Raw genomic sequence first — 14,789 nt, 5'->3', positions numbered from 1 at the left:
AGGCCGGGCACGCTAGGAATGGCGGGAGCCCGAGTCAAACCAGGGAGAGGAAATGCCGCGGATCGCCTCGATCGGCGAATGCATGGTGGAGCTGAGCCCGCGGCAGGGCGGCCTGTTCGGCCTCGGCTTCGGCGGCGATACGCTCAACACCGCGATCTACCTCGCCCGCCTCGGGCAGACGGTCGACTACCTGACGGCGCTCGGCGACGATCCGATCAGCGATCGCATGCTGGCGGCCTGGGCGGCGGAGGGCGTCGGCACATCGCAGGTCCGGCGCATGCCGGGCCGGCTGCCCGGCCTCTACCTGATCGAGACCGACGACAAGGGCGAGCGCCGCTTCCACTACTGGCGCGACCGCGCGCCGGCGCGCGAGCTGTTCGCGGACGAGCCGCCCGATCTCGCACCCTACGATCTGATCTATCTCTCCGGCATCACGCTCGCGATCTACGGCGAGGCCGGGCGCGCCCGCCTGTTCGATGCGCTCGACGCGGCGCGGGCGCGCGGCGCGCGTATCGCCTTCGACACCAATTACCGCCCGCGCCTCTGGGCCGATGCGTCGGCGGCGCGCGCCGCGATGGAGGCGATGCTGGTGCGGACCGATATCGCGCTGCCCGGTTTCGACGATGCTTGCGCCATTTGGGGCCAGGGCGATGCCGCGTCGCACCGGGCGCGGTTCCGTGCGCTCGGCGCGGCGGAGGTGGTGCTGAAGCAGGGGCCGGAGCCTGCATTGATCGCCTCGGTGGAGGGCGAGGTTGCTGTCCGGGCCGACCATGTCGGGCGCGTGGTCGACAGCACCGCCGCCGGCGACAGCTTCAATGCCGGCTATCTCGCGGCGCGGCTTGCCGGTGCTTCACCGGTGGAGGGCGCGCGCCGCGCGCATCATCTCGCCGCCGCCGTGATCGGCCATCCCGGTGCGATCATCCCGCGGGCGGCGATGCCTGATTCTGGGATTGCGGCGTTGCCGGCATGATGCCGACATCGTGCTTCAGCTCGGCGATCAGGTCCTGGATGTGCAGGAGATGCGGTGTCTCCGCCTCCAGGATGGCGGCGAAAGCGCGCCGCTTCAGCGCCGCCACGTCGATCGCCGGCCGGCCGGCCGAATCGTGCGCGATGTCGATCAGCCGCTCGGCGGCGTGCAGCCGGCCCCACAGATAGTCGTTCTCGCGGTAGCGGCGGTTGAAGAAGGCGGCGAAATGGGCGAAGCCGATGCCTTTCAGCGTCGCCGACGCGCCGCCGGCGCGCAGCATCTGGGCATCGTCGGGGCTGATGCGATCGATGCGGATCTCGTCGAACTCGCCCAGGTCCTGCCACTGGCTGACCGAGAACGCCATGACGTCCCAGAACGGGAAGCCGATATAGGCGGTGAACACCTCGTGCCGCGCGCCGGGCCCCATATAGTTCAGCACCATGGCGCCGAAGATCTCGTCGGTCGTCTCGTTGATGCCGCCGAGATCGATCTCCGCTGCCAGCGCCGCGAGCGTGCCGGCAAGGTCGCCGGCACCGACGAAATGCCGCTCGTTGGCTTCGGCGAACAGCGCGCAGATCCGGTCGTGCGTGTCCTGGGTCAGGAAATCCGGCGTGGCGAAGCGGCGCAGCCGCTCGATCACGCCGTAGAGGGCGCGCTTGAGCTCGTCCAGCATCTCGGTGGTGGAGCCGGCCATGAACGGCTCGCCGAGGCGCCCGTAGAGAAGATTGAGGGCGCGCACGACGAAGCGCAGGCGCCGCACCCGGAAGCCGACATCGAAGGTGAGCAGGAAACGGATCCAGGGTGCGACCTTGCCGGGTTCCGGCGGCGGCGGCGCGGCGTTCGGCCCCAGGATGCCCTCGCCGGCAAGCCAGGCATTCAGCTCGCGCTCGATCCAGGCGGCGCCGGGCGAGGCGGGGCCGATCGAGGCCGTGTCGATCAGCAGCCGCCGCACGGCGTCGGCCACGGCGAAGACCTTGAGCCGGACATAGCCCTGATAGGCGAAGCCCGCCTCCTTTGCGGCACGGCTGTTGGCGCGGTCGCGCCAGATTGCGATGTCGCGAAAGGTGGGGCCGCGCTCGATCCCGTCGCCGATCACCTCGGCGACCAGTTCGAAGATTGTCGGGCGCACCGAATCCAGGATCGATTTCAGCCGGTCGACGCGCTGGTTGAATTCGCTGACCCAGGCGATGTCGTCGCGGATCGGCTCGTTGCGCGGAATGTCGGAGAGTGAACCGCGCAGCATGCTGAAGAAGCCCGGCAGCTCCGATTTTCGCTCGCGATGCGGGGCGCTCGGATGCGGGTCGATATAGACGATGCGGCGATCCACTTCGCGCACGGCCGGGCGGCCGACGATGGCCCGGATCGCCTCGCCGAACGGCTTGTTGACCAGCACGCTGCCGTCGACGAAGGCGGTGCGGTTCGGGTCCAGTCCCGCCTCGCGATGCCGGGCGAAGCCGCGATAGAGGAACTTCAGCCGCGCCGGCCAGCCGATCTCGCGGCTCCGGAGATAGCGGTCGAGCTCGCGCAGGCTGGCCGGTGGGAAGGCGCCGGGGAAGGAGGACGTCGCCCGCGCCGCGAAGGCGAGGCCGGGCAGGCTGTCGGCATCGAAATCGGTCTTCACCCTGCCGTCGTTGGAGCGGCGATAGCGGAACCGGAAGAAGTGCCGGTGCTCGCGCTCGAACACTTCGGCCGGATCGTGCAGCGGCAGGCGCTGCAGATAGCCGTGGAAATCGGTGACGGTGACGATCAGGTCCAGCCGGTGGCCGGGCGGCATCAGCGAGGCCTGGTCGTCCGCCGGCTCGCCCATATCGTCCAGGCCGCGATACATCGAATCCAGCATCCGCATGCCGTCGAAGGGCGGCCGGAACCAGCGCGACCGCAGGAACAGCGAGAGCTTGTCGCGCATCTCCTGGTCCGGCACCAGGCGGGCCAGCGGCTTCTTCACCGCGAGCCAGATCAGCGGGCGCAGCGCCCATTTGCTCCAGGCCCGGGCGCGGCGGTCGGCGGCCAGCAGATCGGTCACGTCGGCGCGGTCGAGCCAGAGCGAGCGCAGGCGGTCCGGCGGCAGGTCGTGGGCGATGCCGCGCGCCAGCATGACGCCGTTGATGCCGCCGGCCGAGGCGCCGGCGATCACGTCGACCAGGATGCGCAGATCGATCTCGCGGCCGATCTCGCGCAGCAGGTCGAAATAGACCTCCTCGGTATCGCGCTCGCGCTCCTCGCCCCGGGTCTCGGCGGCATAGCTGGTCGCCTGACGGTCGCTGCGGTCGCGCACCGTGTGCAGCACCTTGGAGGCGCGCACCAGCTTCAGCACTTCCTTGGTCACGCCGTGCATATAGACGGCGAGCGAGACGCCGCCATAGCAGACCAGCGCGAGGCGCAGCTCTTTTTCCTTCATCGGCGCATCAGGTTCCGCGCGGCGGGGTGGGGCGGTAATGCGCCGGCATCGACAGGCCGGCGGCGGCCCGCCGGCGTGCCGCTTCCGGCGTTTCGATCAGCGCCGCGGCGGCGAGCGCCGCCTTGCGGTCGACCGGCACGGGATCGATCTGGTCCGGCGGGGGCATCTGGTCGGCGTGATAGAAGGCGATTTGCTGGCGCGCCGGATCCATTTGCTTGGCAAGATCGAGGCCGCGCCGGTTGACGCCGCGTGGCAGCACGGCGACGCCGTCCACCATCTCCAGGTCGCGCCACCACTTCTTGCGCGGATTCAGTCCGCCATGGCCAAGCCGATCATCCCAGATCGCGATTGTCTGCCGCAGGAAGGGCAGTTTGATCGCCGCCCACAGCGCCACGCGGTGCTGCAGCAGGCCCTCGTTGTTGTAGGGGCAGGTCTTCATGCAGCGGCCGCAGGCCGAGCCCTTGATGTTGGTGAGCCGATAGCGTGTGCAGCGCTCCACATCCGGCTTCCAGGTCTCATAGCCGTTGAACATCACCTTGTCGCCCGCGGGGATCGCGTCGCAGGGACATTCGCGGGCGCACTTGTTGCACTGCCGGCAGAAATCCTGCAGGCCGAAATCGATCGGCAAGTCGTGTGCGAGCGGCATGTCGGTGGTGACCACCACCGACTTGAAGCGCGGCCCGACGAACGGGTTCAGCACCAGCTCGCCGATCCGGCTCATCTCGCCGAGTCCGGCATAGAGGATCAGCGGGATGTGCAGCACGTCGCTGTCGGCATTGGTCTGCGCCCGCGCCGAATAGCCGAGGCTGCGGATATGCGCCGCCAGGACGCCGGCGATCTCGGCGCCGCGCATATAGGCGCGCATCGATTGCGCCCCGCTGATCCAGTCGTCGCCCGAGGCACCCTCCATCGTCTCGAAGCCCTGGTCGATCAGCATGACGATGGCGTTGGCGTGGTACGGCTCGATCGGCCGTCCGTCCTCGCGATGCGAGAACCAGGCGAAGCGCTTGGCCGGTGCGATGCCGGTCAGGTCGGCGCCGAGGAAATAGCTGAGCGACTTGACGGCGCGGGCATTCGCCGTCGCGTCGCCGAGGCCGGTCTGGTGCGCCGACGCGACCTGGCCGTCCTGCAGCGGAACCATGCCGCGGATCGCCGGGATCATGGCGAGCGAGAGCGGATGCTTGGTCGCGAAGCGCCCGCGCTCGCCTTGCGCCTTGGCCCCGAGATCACCGCGGAGCGCGCGCTCGAAGAAGGCCGCGCGCTTCGGTACCCGTGGCACCTCGTGTTCCAGGACCAGCGTGGTCGGCTCGGCGACGCGCCGGATGCGCTCCATCGGATAGCGGCTGGCATGGCTCGGCCGGAGCCGGCGGCGCAGCCGCTCGAGCCCGCTCTCGGTCCCGCCACGACCGATCCACCAGCCGGGCCCGCGCACGAGGCCGAGCCGCGCCGCGAGCGGCGCATCGGGCTCGAGCGGCAGGTCCGTCGCCACCACCGCGAAGGCGAAACGATCGCCGAGGAAGGGGTTGACCAGCTTGCCGCCGCGGGGCTGTGCGAGGCCCGCGCGCAGCAGCAACTCGGCGCCGTCGGCGGCAGGATCGGCATCGTCCTGGGCCGATGCCTGCCAGCCGAGATGCCGGATGTAGGCGGCCAGCACCGTGGCGATCTCGAAGGCGCGCAGGCTCGCGACCGGCGGCCCGCAATCGCGCGTCCAGTCATGCGCCAGCGGCTCGTCGCTCGGAGCACGCGGGCACTCGACCACGACGACGAGAGCGCAATCGGCCGAGCCGGGGCGTGCCGCGATACCGGTCATGCTGGCATCCAGGAAGTAGGCGGCCGCCTTCAGGTCCGCCGCATTGGCCGACGGATCGTCCGCGATGGGTGCGCGGCTCCGCGCCGGCGTGCCGGACGAGAGGCCGCGGAACAGCTCGTGATAGGCGCGCAGACTGGTGGCGAGCGGTGCGGCCGGCATCGCGCGGGCGGCTGCCATGCCGGCTGGCGCGAGGCGGCCATCCGGGCGCGGATGTCCGCGGCGCAGCCTCTCCAGCGGAAACGGCCCGAGATGGGCCGGCCGATCGCGATTGGAAACGAGCCGCATCCCCCGCTTTATCCTTGTCCTCCCGATTCTCTGCTACATCTTATGGGCAATGGGCGCGAAACGGCAGCGGTGAGAACCGGATGTTCCGTAAGCTGGTACTGGCTTTGGCACTGGTTCTCCTCAACACACAGGGGCATGCCATGTCGGCCTGGGATTTCACGTTCGACTCGATCGACGGCAAGCCGCTCTCGCTCTCCGACTACAAAGGCAAGGCGCTGCTGGTGGTGAATACGGCGTCGCAATGCGGCTTCACCCCGCAATACAAGGGGCTGCAGGCGCTGTGGTCGCATTACCGCGACAAGGGCCTGGTCGTGCTCGGCGTGCCGTCGAACGATTTCGGCGGCCAGGAGCCGGGCACGGCGGCGGAGATCAAGCAGTTCTGCGAGGTGAATTTCGACGTCGATTTTCCGCTGACCGCCAAGCAGAAGGTGGTCGGCGGCGAAGCGCATCCCTTCTATCGCTGGATCGCCGCGGAATTCGGCGAAGGCGCGGCGCCGCGCTGGAACTTCCACAAATACCTGATCGATGCCTCGGGGCAGATGGTCGGTGCGTATCCGAGCCGGGTCGCACCGGAAAGCGAGGAGATGCGCAAGGCGATCGAGGCGGCGCTGCCGCAATAGCGCCCGATTGCCTGGGCCCGGCGGGGTCCTAGATCGCCTTCAGGATCAGGCCGATGACGCCCCAGCCGAACAGTGACAACCCGATCCAGATCAGTGCCGAGGCCCAAACGTCGAGAGGCCGGTCGGATCGAAGCGGTTGATCGGTCGCCTCAAGCCGTCGCTTCACCACACGCACTCCTTCGACCCTGCTCCCCCGAACAGCTCGGCTCGTCCGGCCCCTGAAAAAATGGGCGTCTTCATCCACCTGGGTGGCTGAAGACGCCCACGGAGGCGAACCATGTTGCGCATATCCAGTAAAGCAAGCACCGGGCCAGAATCCTCATGTGCTGCCGAATCAAGCAGGTAAATAGTTAATCCGATTCGGGGCGTCAAGAAATTGTAAAGTTGGCTGACAACCGAGCTAGCGATTGCGGAAGGCCTGCACGCCGGAAAATACGCGCGATGCCGTGGTGATCCAGCACAACAGGCCGAATCCATAGGCGAAATAGGGGAACAGCGCCGGCCACAGGCAGCAGGCGACGAAGCAGGCGATGGTTTCCGTCCCTTCGGTCAGGCCGCCCAGATAGTAGAGCGCCTTGGGCCCGCGCCGGCTGCTGTTCAGGCCATGCTTGGCGGCGAACACGGCGAAGGCCAGGAAGCTCGATGCCGTGCCCATGAAGCCCGCCAGCAGGAAAGCCGCCGGCAGGGCGAAGTCGGGCCGGCCGATGGCAAAGCCGAGCGGAATGGCGGCGTAGAACACGAAGTCGAGCACGATATCGAGAAAGCCGCCGAGATCGCTGGGACGGCTTGCCCGCGCCACCGCGCCGTCGAGGCCATCCGCGAGACGGTTCAGCAGGATCGCAGCCAGCGCCGCGAGATAGGCTTCCAGGGCCAGCGCGACCGGCGCGGCGAGGCCGATGGCGAAGCCCGACAGGGTGACCGCATTGGCGCCGATGCCGCGGCGGGCCAGCGCCGCGCCGGCCAGATTCAGCGGCGGATCGATCAGCCGCCGCGCCAGCGGGTCCAGCATGCCGGATCAGCCCGGCGCGGGTCGGCGCCGCGCCGCCAGCTCGCGGCCGAGCGCGGCGAGATCATGGCGCAGCTCCTCGTCCGGCACCGCGGCGACCGTGGCATCGACCGTGGCCTGCTCGCTCTCGGTCAGCGGGCGCGTCGCGCGCGTCGGCCTCGCCTTGCGCGGCGGCAGCGGCCGCTGCACCAGCGCGATGCGGGCGACGGCGGCATGTCCGTAGAAGGTGTTGATCTTCTCGATGATCAGCGGCGCCAGGTGCTGCACATGCGGCGCGAAGGCGGAGGCGACGCGGATGGTCAGGGTCGCGCCGGCATTGCGACCGGCCGGATAGCTCAATCGCTCCGGCAGGCTCGATTGCGCCAGCTGCTCGCCGACGATCTCGGGCCAACGGGTCGCGATATCGGCCTGGGCCAGGCCCTTGCCCTTGAACGCCTTGGCGGTCGAGCGCGGAATCAGCGCACCCAACGCGCGAAAGCCCTGCCGGCGTGTGTCGTCACCGCTCATGCTCGGATTATGCCTTCTGCCCGTGCTAGCGTCGCGCTTCCATGTCGCCCGTCGCGTCACATCTGCTTGCCTGGTACGACCGCCACCGCCGCGATCTGCCGTGGCGCGCGCCGCCCGGCGCAGCGGCCGATCCGTACCGCGTCTGGCTCAGCGAGATCATGCTGCAGCAGACCACGGTGGCGACGGTAGGGCCCTATTTCCGCGCCTTCCTGGAACGCTGGCCGAATGTCGAGGCGCTGGCGGCGGCGCCGCTCGACGACGTGCTGCATGCCTGGCAGGGCCTCGGCTACTACGCCCGCGCGCGCAATATGCATGCCTGCGCGCGCGCCGTGGCGACGCAGCATGGCGGCATGTTTCCGGATACGGAGGCGGGCCTCGCCGGGCTGCCCGGCATCGGCCCGTATACCGCCGCCGCGATCGCCGCCATCGCCTTCGGCGCCAGGGCGACGGTGGTGGACGGCAATGTCGAGCGCGTGGTGGCGCGCCTCTTCGCGCTCCAGACGCCGCTGCCGGATGCGAAGCCGGAACTGCGCCGATTGGCCGCAACCCTGGTGCCGGAGAGGCGGGCGGGCGATTTCGCGCAAGGGCTGATGGATCTCGGCGCCACCATCTGCGTGCCGGCCAATCCGAAATGCATCCTGTGCCCGCTCACGGCCGAATGCCGCGCCCGCGCCGCCGGCATCGCCGGTGAGCTGCCGCGGCGCAAGCCGAAGAAGGCGAGGCCGCTCCGCCGCGGTGTCGCCTTCTGGCTCACGCGCGACGACGGCGCCGTGCTGCTGCGCCGCCGGGCACCGAGCGGCCTGCTCGGCGGCATGATCGAGGTGCCGTCGACCGAATGGCGCGAAGCCGGCTGGACGCTCGGCGAGGCGGCGCGGCTCGCGCCGGCCGAGGCATCCTGGAAGCTGCTGCCGGGTCTGGTCGAGCACGGCTTCACGCATTTCCAGATCGAGTTGCAGATCGCGGCCGCCCGCATCGCCGGCGACGGGCCGGACGGGATCTGGTGCGCGCCGGACAGGCTGCACACGCAGGCGCTGCCCACCTTGATGAAGAAAGTCTGCCGCCACGCGCTCGACGGCGGTCAATAACAGGCGAAGGAGGAAACCGTGAACGACATGAAGGGACGCACCGTGTTCATCGCCGGCGCCAGCCGCGGCATCGGCGCGGCGATCGCCTGCGGCATGGCGGCGGCCGGCGCCAATGTGGCGATCGCCGCCAAGTCGGACGAGCCGCATCCGAAGCTGCCCGGCACCATCCACAGCGTCGCGGCGGAATGCGAACAGCTGGGCGCGCGCGCCCTGCCAGTCCGCATGGATCTGCGCGATGTCGAAGGCATCCGCGCCGCCGTGGATCAGGCGGCGCAGAGATTCGGCGGCATCGACGTCCTGATCGCCAATGCCTCGGTGCAGACCTTCACCACGACGGCCGACACCACCGAGAAGCAGTGGGACATGCTGTTCGACATCAACGTGAAGGGCACGTTCTTCACCGGCCAGGCCTGCCTGCCCCATCTCGCGAAATCGGCCAACCCGCAGATCCTGGTGATCGCCTCGGCGATGAACGCGGATCCGCGCTGGTATGCCGAGCGGCTGCCGCGCACCATGTCGAAATACGGCATGTCGATGCTGGTGACCGGCTGGGCGGAGGAGTTCAAGCCGCAGGGCATCTCGGTCAACGCGCTCTGGCCGCGTCACGCCATCGCGACCGACGCCATCCTGTTCCGCAAGCCGGAGATGTACGAGACCTGCCGCAAGCCGGAGATCATGGCCGATGCCGCGCGTTGGATTGTGACCCGTCCGCGCGGACAGGTCACCGGCCGCTTCTTCTTCGACGACGAGGCGCTCGCCGAGGCCGGCCTGACGGCGCCGCAGATCGACGCCTACTGGAAGACGCCGGGCAAGAAGTCGGGGCTCTCCAGCTTCATCGATTTCGACCAGCGGCCTTTCGCGTAAGGCTGGCACCCGTGGCCGGTCAGTGATATCATGATGATATCAAAGAGGATGCCATGGGCCAGGTCATCATCCGCAAGCTGGAAGACGAGGTAATCGAAGCCTATCGCCAGCGGGCGAAGGCAAAAAAGCGCTCGCTTGAAGAAGAGCTGCGGGAGCAGCTCCGGCGCGGCGTGCGCCCGGATCGCGAGAAGATCTTTGCCGAGATAGATCGCATCCGCCGTATGCATGGGCCGAAGAAGAAGCCGCCTGGAAAGCCGCCGCTCGGCGTCGATCTGATCCGAGAGGATCGCGACAGCCGGTGACCGTCATCGACGCCAGCATCGCGTTCAAGTTCGTATTCGCGGAGGACGGCGCCGAGAAGGCGAGGGATCTCCATCGCGCGTCGGCCGAGATCATTGCGCCTGATCTCGTGCTTGCCGAAGTGGGGAATGCGCTTTGGAAGCAGCATCGTCGCGGCTGGGTCACAGGCGAGGAGTTGGCACTCTTGGTGCGCCAGTTGCCGATGTTGTTCTCCGAGCTGACGCCGCTGCCGGAGCTGTTCGAGACTGCCGCTTCGATCAGCTGCGCGCTCGATCACCCGATCTACGATTGCTTCTACCTCGCGCTTGCCGAACAACGTTCGGACCTGCTGGTCACAGCAGACAAGCGCCTTCTCGCGAAGGCAGCGAAGTCGCCCTGGGCCGAACATGTGGTCGATTTCGCAACCACGTAGTCCGCTTAGAACCCGATATGGCTGCCGCCATCGATCGAGAGGTGCTGGCCGGTGACGTAGCTGGCGGCGTCGGAGAACAGGAACACCACGGCCGGCGCCACTTCCTCCGGCGAGGTGAAGCGACCCATCGGGATCTGCGCCATGTAGCGGTCGCGGAATTTGGGCCCGCGGATCGTCTCGGTCATCGGCGTCTCGACCAGGCCGAAGCAGACCGAGTTGACGTTGATGCCCTGCGGGCCCCATTCGCGCGCCGCGCTCATGGTGATGCCGAGCACGCCGGACTTCGCCGCGCCGTAGTTGATCTGGCCGACCGTGCCGCGCCTTCCGGCGATGGACGATACGTTGACGATGCGCGCCGCCGACTTGTCGCCGGCCTCACGGCGCTCCAGCATGTGGCGGCCTACCGCCTGCAGGCACAGGAACACGCCGGTCAGGTTGACGTCGATCACCGACTGCCAGGTCTCGACCGGCATCTTGGCGATCATCGCCGCACGCACGATGCCGGCATTGTTGAGCAGGCCGTGGATGGCGCCGCGCTTCTGCACCGACTGCGCCACCATGTCCTGCACGAATTTCGGCTCCGCGACCGAACCGGCGAAGGTGGTGACATTGGCCTGTCCGGCTTCGCTCTTCAGGCTCTCGAGCCCGTCTTCCTTCAGGTCGACCGCGACGACATGGGCGCCGAGCTCCACGCATTGCTTGGCGACCGCGCGGCCGATGCCCTGCGCCGCGCCGGTGACGATGATGCTGCGCCCGTCGAGCGCCATTGGGTTCTTCATGGTTTTCCTCCCCTAGCCGCGAGAACGCGCGGCCTGCACGCCGCCGATACTAGTGCAATTCGGCGCGGATCTTCTGCCTGAGCAGATCGATCGGCACGAGCCTGCCCTCGACCTCGAAATGCCAGAACGCCCAGCCGTTGCAGGCCGGCGCGCCCTGCACATGGGCGCCGATCTGGTGGATCGAGCCGGTGGCCTCGCGCGCCACCAGGCTGCCATCGGCGCGCACCTTGGCGACATGGCGGCGGCTCGGGTCGAACAGCAACTGGCCCGGCTGCAAGAGGCCGCGCTCCACCACCCAGCCGAACGGGATGCGCGGCTCCGCGCGCTTGCCCTTCGACACTTCGAGATCCTCAGGTCCGAGCGGCACCACCTTCGCGATCCGCTGCTCCGCCAGTCGCACGTAGGCTTCCTCCCGTTCGATGCCGATGAACTTCCGGCCGAGTTTCTTTGCCACCGCGCCGGTGGTGCCGCTGCCGAAGAAAGGGTCGAGCACGAGGTCGCCCGGCCTCGACGAGGCCAGCAGCACGCGATGCAGCAGCGCCTCCGGCTTCTGCGTCGCATGCGCCTTGCGGCCGTCATCGTCCTTCAGGCGCTCGCCCCCGGTGCAGAGCGGGATCAGCCAGTCGGAGCGCATCTGCAGGTCGTCGTTCAGCGCCTTCATGGCTTCGTAGTTGAAGGTGTAGCGCTTCTGATCCTTGCTCTTCGAGCACCAGAGCATGGTCTCGTGCGCGTTGGTGAAGCGCTTGCCGCGGAAGTTCGGCATCGGGTTGGTCTTGCGCCAGACCACCTCGTTCAGCACCCAGAAGCCGAGATCCTGCAGGATGGCGCCGACGCGGTGGATGTTGTGATAGCTGCCGATCACCCAGAGCGTGCCGTCATCCTTCAAGAGGCGGCGCGCCGCGGCAAGCCAGTCGCGGGTGAAGCGGTCATAGGTCGCGAAATCGGCGAACTGGTCCCAATGGTCGTCGACCGCGTCGACGACACTCTCGTCCGGCCGCTTCAGCTCGCCGCCGAGCTGCAGGTTGTAGGGCGGATCGGCGAATACGAGATCCACGGTGCGCGGCGGCAGCGTCGACATCAGCTCGACGGTGTCCCCCAGCAGCACCGCGTTCTCCGGCATGGAGGCCCCCGCGCGCATGCCGGGCAATCTGAGTCAGCCCGGACTCGCCGTCAATAGCTTTTTGGAATCAATGACTTGCGGGACTCCTTTTGTTCCCGTCCGACCGCTAGAAGTGGCGGCTGCTAGATGCACAGGCGCAAGATATTGTTCGCGTCCAACCCCGGGAGAGAACGCCCATGATCCATGTCCTCGCCACCATCACGCTCGCGCCGGGCACGCGCGAGAAGTTCCTGGCCGAGTTCCGCAAGAACATGCCGAACGTCCATGCCGAGCAGGGCTGCGTCGAATACGCGCCCGCGATCGACACGCCGACCGACCTGCCGGCGCAGTCGAAGATCGGCGCCGACACCGTGATCATCATCGAGAAATGGGCCAGCCTCGACGCGCTGAAGGCGCATATGAAGGCGCCGCACATGGCCGCCTACAGCGCCCAGGTGAAGGACTATGTCCGCGGCCGCGACATCAAGATCCTGAGCCCGGCCTAGTTCCGGCTGCGCGGAACCTCCGGCAAGGGAGCGCGTTTCCGAACGCGCTCCCTTTGCTGTCGCCGAGGTCCGCTTGCAGGCAAATCTGTCAGACGCGCCGCTCCGCCGGTCCGGCGAAGACGGTGTGTTCTCGGCGGAAGAATGGGACAACGCGCGCGATCTTATCGCGATGGCACGCAGCATCGAGGCGACGGCGCCGGGATTCGTGCCCGATCTGCACGTCCATCTCGCCCATCTTCTGGCTCCGCTCGGCACGACGGCCGTCACGCCGATGGAATGGGAATGGCGCCTCGATGCGGCGGCCATACAGCTGCGCCGTGCCTGGCTGGAGGCGGTTCATCGAACCAGCGACCTGACGCAGAAATCGCCCCCCGATACGCTCCGGCTGCGGACGCCGGCAGGGACGCTGGTCGACTACGGCTACGAACGCGACCTGCAGCCGAAAGCCCTCGAACGTCGCGTCGCCGCCGCCGCGCCGGTTGCGGAGGCCTGGTGCGCCGATCATGTGCTGTTGTCGAGCGGGCAGGCGACATTGACCGCCCTGCTGCTCGTCTTCGCGCAGCAGTCGCGGCCACGCGTTGCGCATCTGGGCGGCTATTTCGAGACCTGTGAGCTTCTGCGCCTGCTCGACGGCCGTCTCTGCGACTATCGCCGTCTCCCCTGGCCGCCGGAGCCCGACGAAGCGGACGCCGACGTCCTGCTGGTCGAGCCCGTCTTCTGCGACCGCGGACTGCATGTGATCGACCTCGCCGCATTGACCGCCTGGCTGCGATCGAAGCCACGCCCGCCCCGGGCCATCCTGATCGACAGCACGCTGGCCGGCTCGGCACTGCCGGTTGCCGATCTTTTGCGCGACCTGCTCGCGACCGGCGGCCCGACCGTCATCGTCATGCGCTCCGGACTGAAGATGGATCAGGCCGGGCTCGAGCTCGCCAATGTCGGCATCGTGTCCATCTATGCGCCCCGTCGCGGGCTGAGGACGGAATGCGATCTGGGCGAGCGCATTCGCCGCCTGCGCACCCTGATCGGCGGCGGGCTGACGCTCGACGAGATGAGCGCGCTCGAGGCACCCTGGTTTCTCGATGCCAGTTATTTCGACCGCTATTGCAGAGGCGTGTTCGCCAGCAACGCGGCATTGGCGGCGGGGATGCCGCCGCGCTCGCCGCGCTTCGCGCTGATCAGCCATCCGCACCGCGCCGCGACGCGCCAGCGCTGGGCGGAGGCGCCGTTCGTCACCTTCCATCTGGCGCGCCCGACCCTGGATGCCTATCGCGCGCTGGAAGCCCAGATCGCCGCACGGGCCGCGGCGGGCGGATTGCGCTTCCGCCGCGGCGGCAGCTTCGGCTTCCGCGGCCACCGCTACGAAGTGGTGGTCCCGGAAGCGGGCCAGGGCGCGCCCTTCCTGCGGGTCGCCATGGGTGCGCGCGGCGGCGAGACGCGGCGCGGCGTCATTCGCCTCATGCGCGACATCGCGCTCACGACCGCGGAATGAAACAGCAAGAAGCGGGCAGCACGTAGCGGCGGCATCGGGTGGATTGCCGGTGACCTCGCAACGGAGCCACCGACATGCTGCCCGCCACCTTCCGCCCCATCTTCGCCGCCGCCTGCGGCGCCCATGCCGCCGACCAGCTCGCCCTTGCCGCGCTGCCGCTGACCGCGGCGCTGGTGCTGGGCGCGGGGCCCGGCACGGTTGGTCTGCTCGTCGCCATGCAGGCGGGCGCCTGGCTGGTCGTGTCGCTGCCGGCCGGCGTGTGGATCGATCGCTTCACGCGGCGCGGCATGCTGGCCGGATCGCAGGCGATCTCCGCCGCGGCGCTGCTGCTCGCCACCCTGGCGGCTTCGTTCGGCGTCGCACCCCTGCTCGGTCCGGCCGCCTTCCTCGCCGCCGCCGGCACCGTGCTGTTCGTGCTGACCGCGACCTCGGCCATGCCGGATCTGGTGGGGCCGGCGGATCTGCCGGCGGCGAATGCCCGGGTCGAGCTCGCCCGTGCCGTGATGACCTTGGCCGCGCCGATCGCGGTCGGCTGGTTGGCGGCGGGCGCCACGCCGACGCTCGGCTATGCCCTGGCCGCGCTTGCGGCCATGGCCGGCGCCATTGCCGCCCTGCGCCTGCCGCGTGGCGCACCGGTCGCCGCCGCGGCGCGGCCGCCG

Annotated in this window: 16 protein-coding genes; 9 read left to right on the top strand and 7 right to left on the bottom strand. The window is 68.7% G+C overall.

What is annotated here, in order from left to right; translation table 11 throughout:
• Nucleotides 1–52 precede the first annotated feature (52 nt).
• Nucleotides 53–970, top strand: coding sequence for a sugar kinase (locus DT074_RS23835; RefSeq protein ID WP_119422371.1), 918 nt, complete (start codon nucleotides 53–55; stop codon nucleotides 968–970).
• Here DT074_RS23835 and DT074_RS23830 read toward each other — a convergent pair.
• On the bottom strand, nucleotides 918–3,365 hold the full coding sequence (locus tag DT074_RS23830; RefSeq protein WP_119422370.1) for a patatin-like protein: 2,448 nt from the start codon (nucleotides 3,363–3,365) through the stop codon (nucleotides 918–920). The genes DT074_RS23835 and DT074_RS23830 overlap by 53 nt on opposite strands.
• Before the next feature lie 7 nt (nucleotides 3,366–3,372).
• Nucleotides 3,373–5,460 (bottom strand): 4Fe-4S dicluster domain-containing protein, encoded by a 2,088-nt coding sequence (locus DT074_RS23825; RefSeq protein WP_119422369.1) that lies wholly within the window; start codon nucleotides 5,458–5,460, stop codon nucleotides 3,373–3,375.
• Nucleotides 5,461–5,540: 80 nt separating this feature from the next.
• Between DT074_RS23825 and DT074_RS23820 the strand changes: the two genes are divergently transcribed.
• Nucleotides 5,541–6,080, top strand: a complete 540-nt coding sequence (locus DT074_RS23820; RefSeq protein ID WP_119422368.1) for a glutathione peroxidase — start codon at nucleotides 5,541–5,543, stop codon at nucleotides 6,078–6,080.
• A gap of 28 nt (nucleotides 6,081–6,108) precedes the next feature.
• Here the strand turns inward: DT074_RS23820 and DT074_RS28250 are convergent, their stop codons facing one another.
• The 3 genes from DT074_RS28250 to DT074_RS23810 form a co-directional block, all read right to left on the bottom strand.
• Complete coding sequence (locus DT074_RS28250) at nucleotides 6,109–6,246, bottom strand: hypothetical protein (protein WP_162915163.1); 138 nt, start codon at nucleotides 6,244–6,246, stop codon at nucleotides 6,109–6,111.
• Nucleotides 6,247–6,480: 234 nt separating this feature from the next.
• On the bottom strand, nucleotides 6,481–7,089 hold the full coding sequence (locus DT074_RS23815; RefSeq protein ID WP_119422367.1) for a CDP-alcohol phosphatidyltransferase family protein: 609 nt from the start codon (nucleotides 7,087–7,089) through the stop codon (nucleotides 6,481–6,483).
• Between the two features lie 6 nt (nucleotides 7,090–7,095).
• Nucleotides 7,096–7,593 (bottom strand): DUF721 domain-containing protein, encoded by a 498-nt coding sequence (locus DT074_RS23810; protein WP_119422366.1) that lies wholly within the window; start codon nucleotides 7,591–7,593, stop codon nucleotides 7,096–7,098.
• Between the two features lie 41 nt (nucleotides 7,594–7,634).
• On the opposite strand from DT074_RS23810, the gene mutY reads away from it, so the two are divergent.
• The 4 genes from mutY to DT074_RS23790 are packed head-to-tail and all read left to right on the top strand — an operon-like array spanning nucleotide 7,635 to nucleotide 10,254.
• Nucleotides 7,635–8,678 (top strand): A/G-specific adenine glycosylase, encoded by a 1,044-nt coding sequence (gene mutY, locus DT074_RS23805; protein WP_119422365.1) that lies wholly within the window; start codon nucleotides 7,635–7,637, stop codon nucleotides 8,676–8,678.
• Nucleotides 8,679–8,705: 27 nt separating this feature from the next.
• Nucleotides 8,706–9,542, top strand: a complete 837-nt coding sequence (locus DT074_RS23800; RefSeq protein WP_119422385.1) for an SDR family oxidoreductase — start codon at nucleotides 8,706–8,708, stop codon at nucleotides 9,540–9,542.
• Nucleotides 9,543–9,595: 53 nt separating this feature from the next.
• The gene (locus DT074_RS23795) at nucleotides 9,596–9,844 is read left to right on the top strand and encodes a FitA-like ribbon-helix-helix domain-containing protein (RefSeq protein WP_119422364.1); all 249 of its coding nucleotides are present in this window, start codon (nucleotides 9,596–9,598) and stop codon (nucleotides 9,842–9,844) included.
• Nucleotides 9,841–10,254: a type II toxin-antitoxin system VapC family toxin gene (locus DT074_RS23790; RefSeq protein WP_119422363.1), complete on the top strand. Its 414-nt coding sequence runs from the start codon at nucleotides 9,841–9,843 to the stop codon at nucleotides 10,252–10,254. The genes DT074_RS23795 and DT074_RS23790 overlap by 4 nt, the downstream gene beginning before the upstream one ends.
• 5 nt (nucleotides 10,255–10,259) lie before the next feature.
• Here DT074_RS23790 and DT074_RS23785 read toward each other — a convergent pair whose 3' ends face one another.
• Nucleotides 10,260–11,033 (bottom strand): SDR family NAD(P)-dependent oxidoreductase, encoded by a 774-nt coding sequence (locus DT074_RS23785; RefSeq protein WP_119422362.1) that lies wholly within the window; start codon nucleotides 11,031–11,033, stop codon nucleotides 10,260–10,262.
• A 49-nt stretch (nucleotides 11,034–11,082) separates the two neighbouring features.
• Nucleotides 11,083–12,153, bottom strand: a complete 1,071-nt coding sequence (locus DT074_RS23780; protein ID WP_368744878.1) for a site-specific DNA-methyltransferase — start codon at nucleotides 12,151–12,153, stop codon at nucleotides 11,083–11,085.
• 176 nt (nucleotides 12,154–12,329) lie between these two features.
• Between DT074_RS23780 and DT074_RS23775 the strand changes: the two genes are divergently transcribed.
• The 3 genes from DT074_RS23775 to DT074_RS23765 form a co-directional block, all read left to right on the top strand.
• Nucleotides 12,330–12,638, top strand: coding sequence for a putative quinol monooxygenase (locus DT074_RS23775; RefSeq protein WP_119422360.1), 309 nt, complete (start codon nucleotides 12,330–12,332; stop codon nucleotides 12,636–12,638).
• A 169-nt stretch (nucleotides 12,639–12,807) separates the two neighbouring features.
• Entirely contained in the window at nucleotides 12,808–14,130 is a 1,323-nt protein-coding gene (locus DT074_RS23770; protein WP_162915162.1) for a hypothetical protein, read from the top strand.
• Between the two features lie 74 nt (nucleotides 14,131–14,204).
• Nucleotides 14,205–14,789: MFS transporter (locus tag DT074_RS23765; RefSeq protein WP_119422358.1), on the top strand; the 585-nt coding region annotated here is incomplete at its 3' end.

The sequence above is a fragment of the Desertibaculum subflavum genome, from assembly GCA_003576705.1.
Taxonomy (GTDB): Bacteria; Pseudomonadota; Alphaproteobacteria; order Ferrovibrionales; family Ferrovibrionaceae; genus Desertibaculum; species Desertibaculum subflavum.
Note: the sequence above shows the minus strand (reverse complement) of the source record. Positions and strands in the feature narration are given on the sequence as shown.

Excerpts from the sequence above, each read along its gene's own strand:
- DT074_RS23800 (WP_119422385.1), top strand. The coding sequence starts at position 8,706 with ATGAAGGGACGCACCGTGTTCATCGCCGGCGCCAGCCGCGGCATCGGC.
- DT074_RS23775 (WP_119422360.1), top strand. The coding sequence starts at position 12,330 with ATGATCCATGTCCTCGCCACCATCACGCTCGCGCCGGGCACGCGCGAG.
- DT074_RS23785 (WP_119422362.1), bottom strand. The coding sequence starts at position 11,033 with ATGAAGAACCCAATGGCGCTCGACGGGCGCAGCATCATCGTCACCGGC.
- DT074_RS23825 (WP_119422369.1), bottom strand. The coding sequence starts at position 5,460 with ATGCGGCTCGTTTCCAATCGCGATCGGCCGGCCCATCTCGGGCCGTTT.
- DT074_RS23815 (WP_119422367.1), bottom strand. The coding sequence starts at position 7,089 with ATGCTGGACCCGCTGGCGCGGCGGCTGATCGATCCGCCGCTGAATCTG.
- DT074_RS23820 (WP_119422368.1), top strand. The coding sequence starts at position 5,541 with ATGTTCCGTAAGCTGGTACTGGCTTTGGCACTGGTTCTCCTCAACACA.
- DT074_RS23780 (WP_368744878.1), bottom strand. The coding sequence starts at position 12,153 with ATGCCGGAGAACGCGGTGCTGCTGGGGGACACCGTCGAGCTGATGTCG.
- DT074_RS23810 (WP_119422366.1), bottom strand. The coding sequence starts at position 7,593 with ATGAGCGGTGACGACACACGCCGGCAGGGCTTTCGCGCGTTGGGTGCG.
- DT074_RS23835 (WP_119422371.1), top strand. The coding sequence starts at position 53 with ATGCCGCGGATCGCCTCGATCGGCGAATGCATGGTGGAGCTGAGCCCG.
- DT074_RS23830 (WP_119422370.1), bottom strand. The coding sequence starts at position 3,365 with ATGAAGGAAAAAGAGCTGCGCCTCGCGCTGGTCTGCTATGGCGGCGTC.
- mutY (WP_119422365.1), top strand. The coding sequence starts at position 7,635 with ATGTCGCCCGTCGCGTCACATCTGCTTGCCTGGTACGACCGCCACCGC.
- DT074_RS23770 (WP_162915162.1), top strand. The coding sequence starts at position 12,808 with ATGGCACGCAGCATCGAGGCGACGGCGCCGGGATTCGTGCCCGATCTG.
- DT074_RS23795 (WP_119422364.1), top strand. The coding sequence starts at position 9,596 with ATGGGCCAGGTCATCATCCGCAAGCTGGAAGACGAGGTAATCGAAGCC.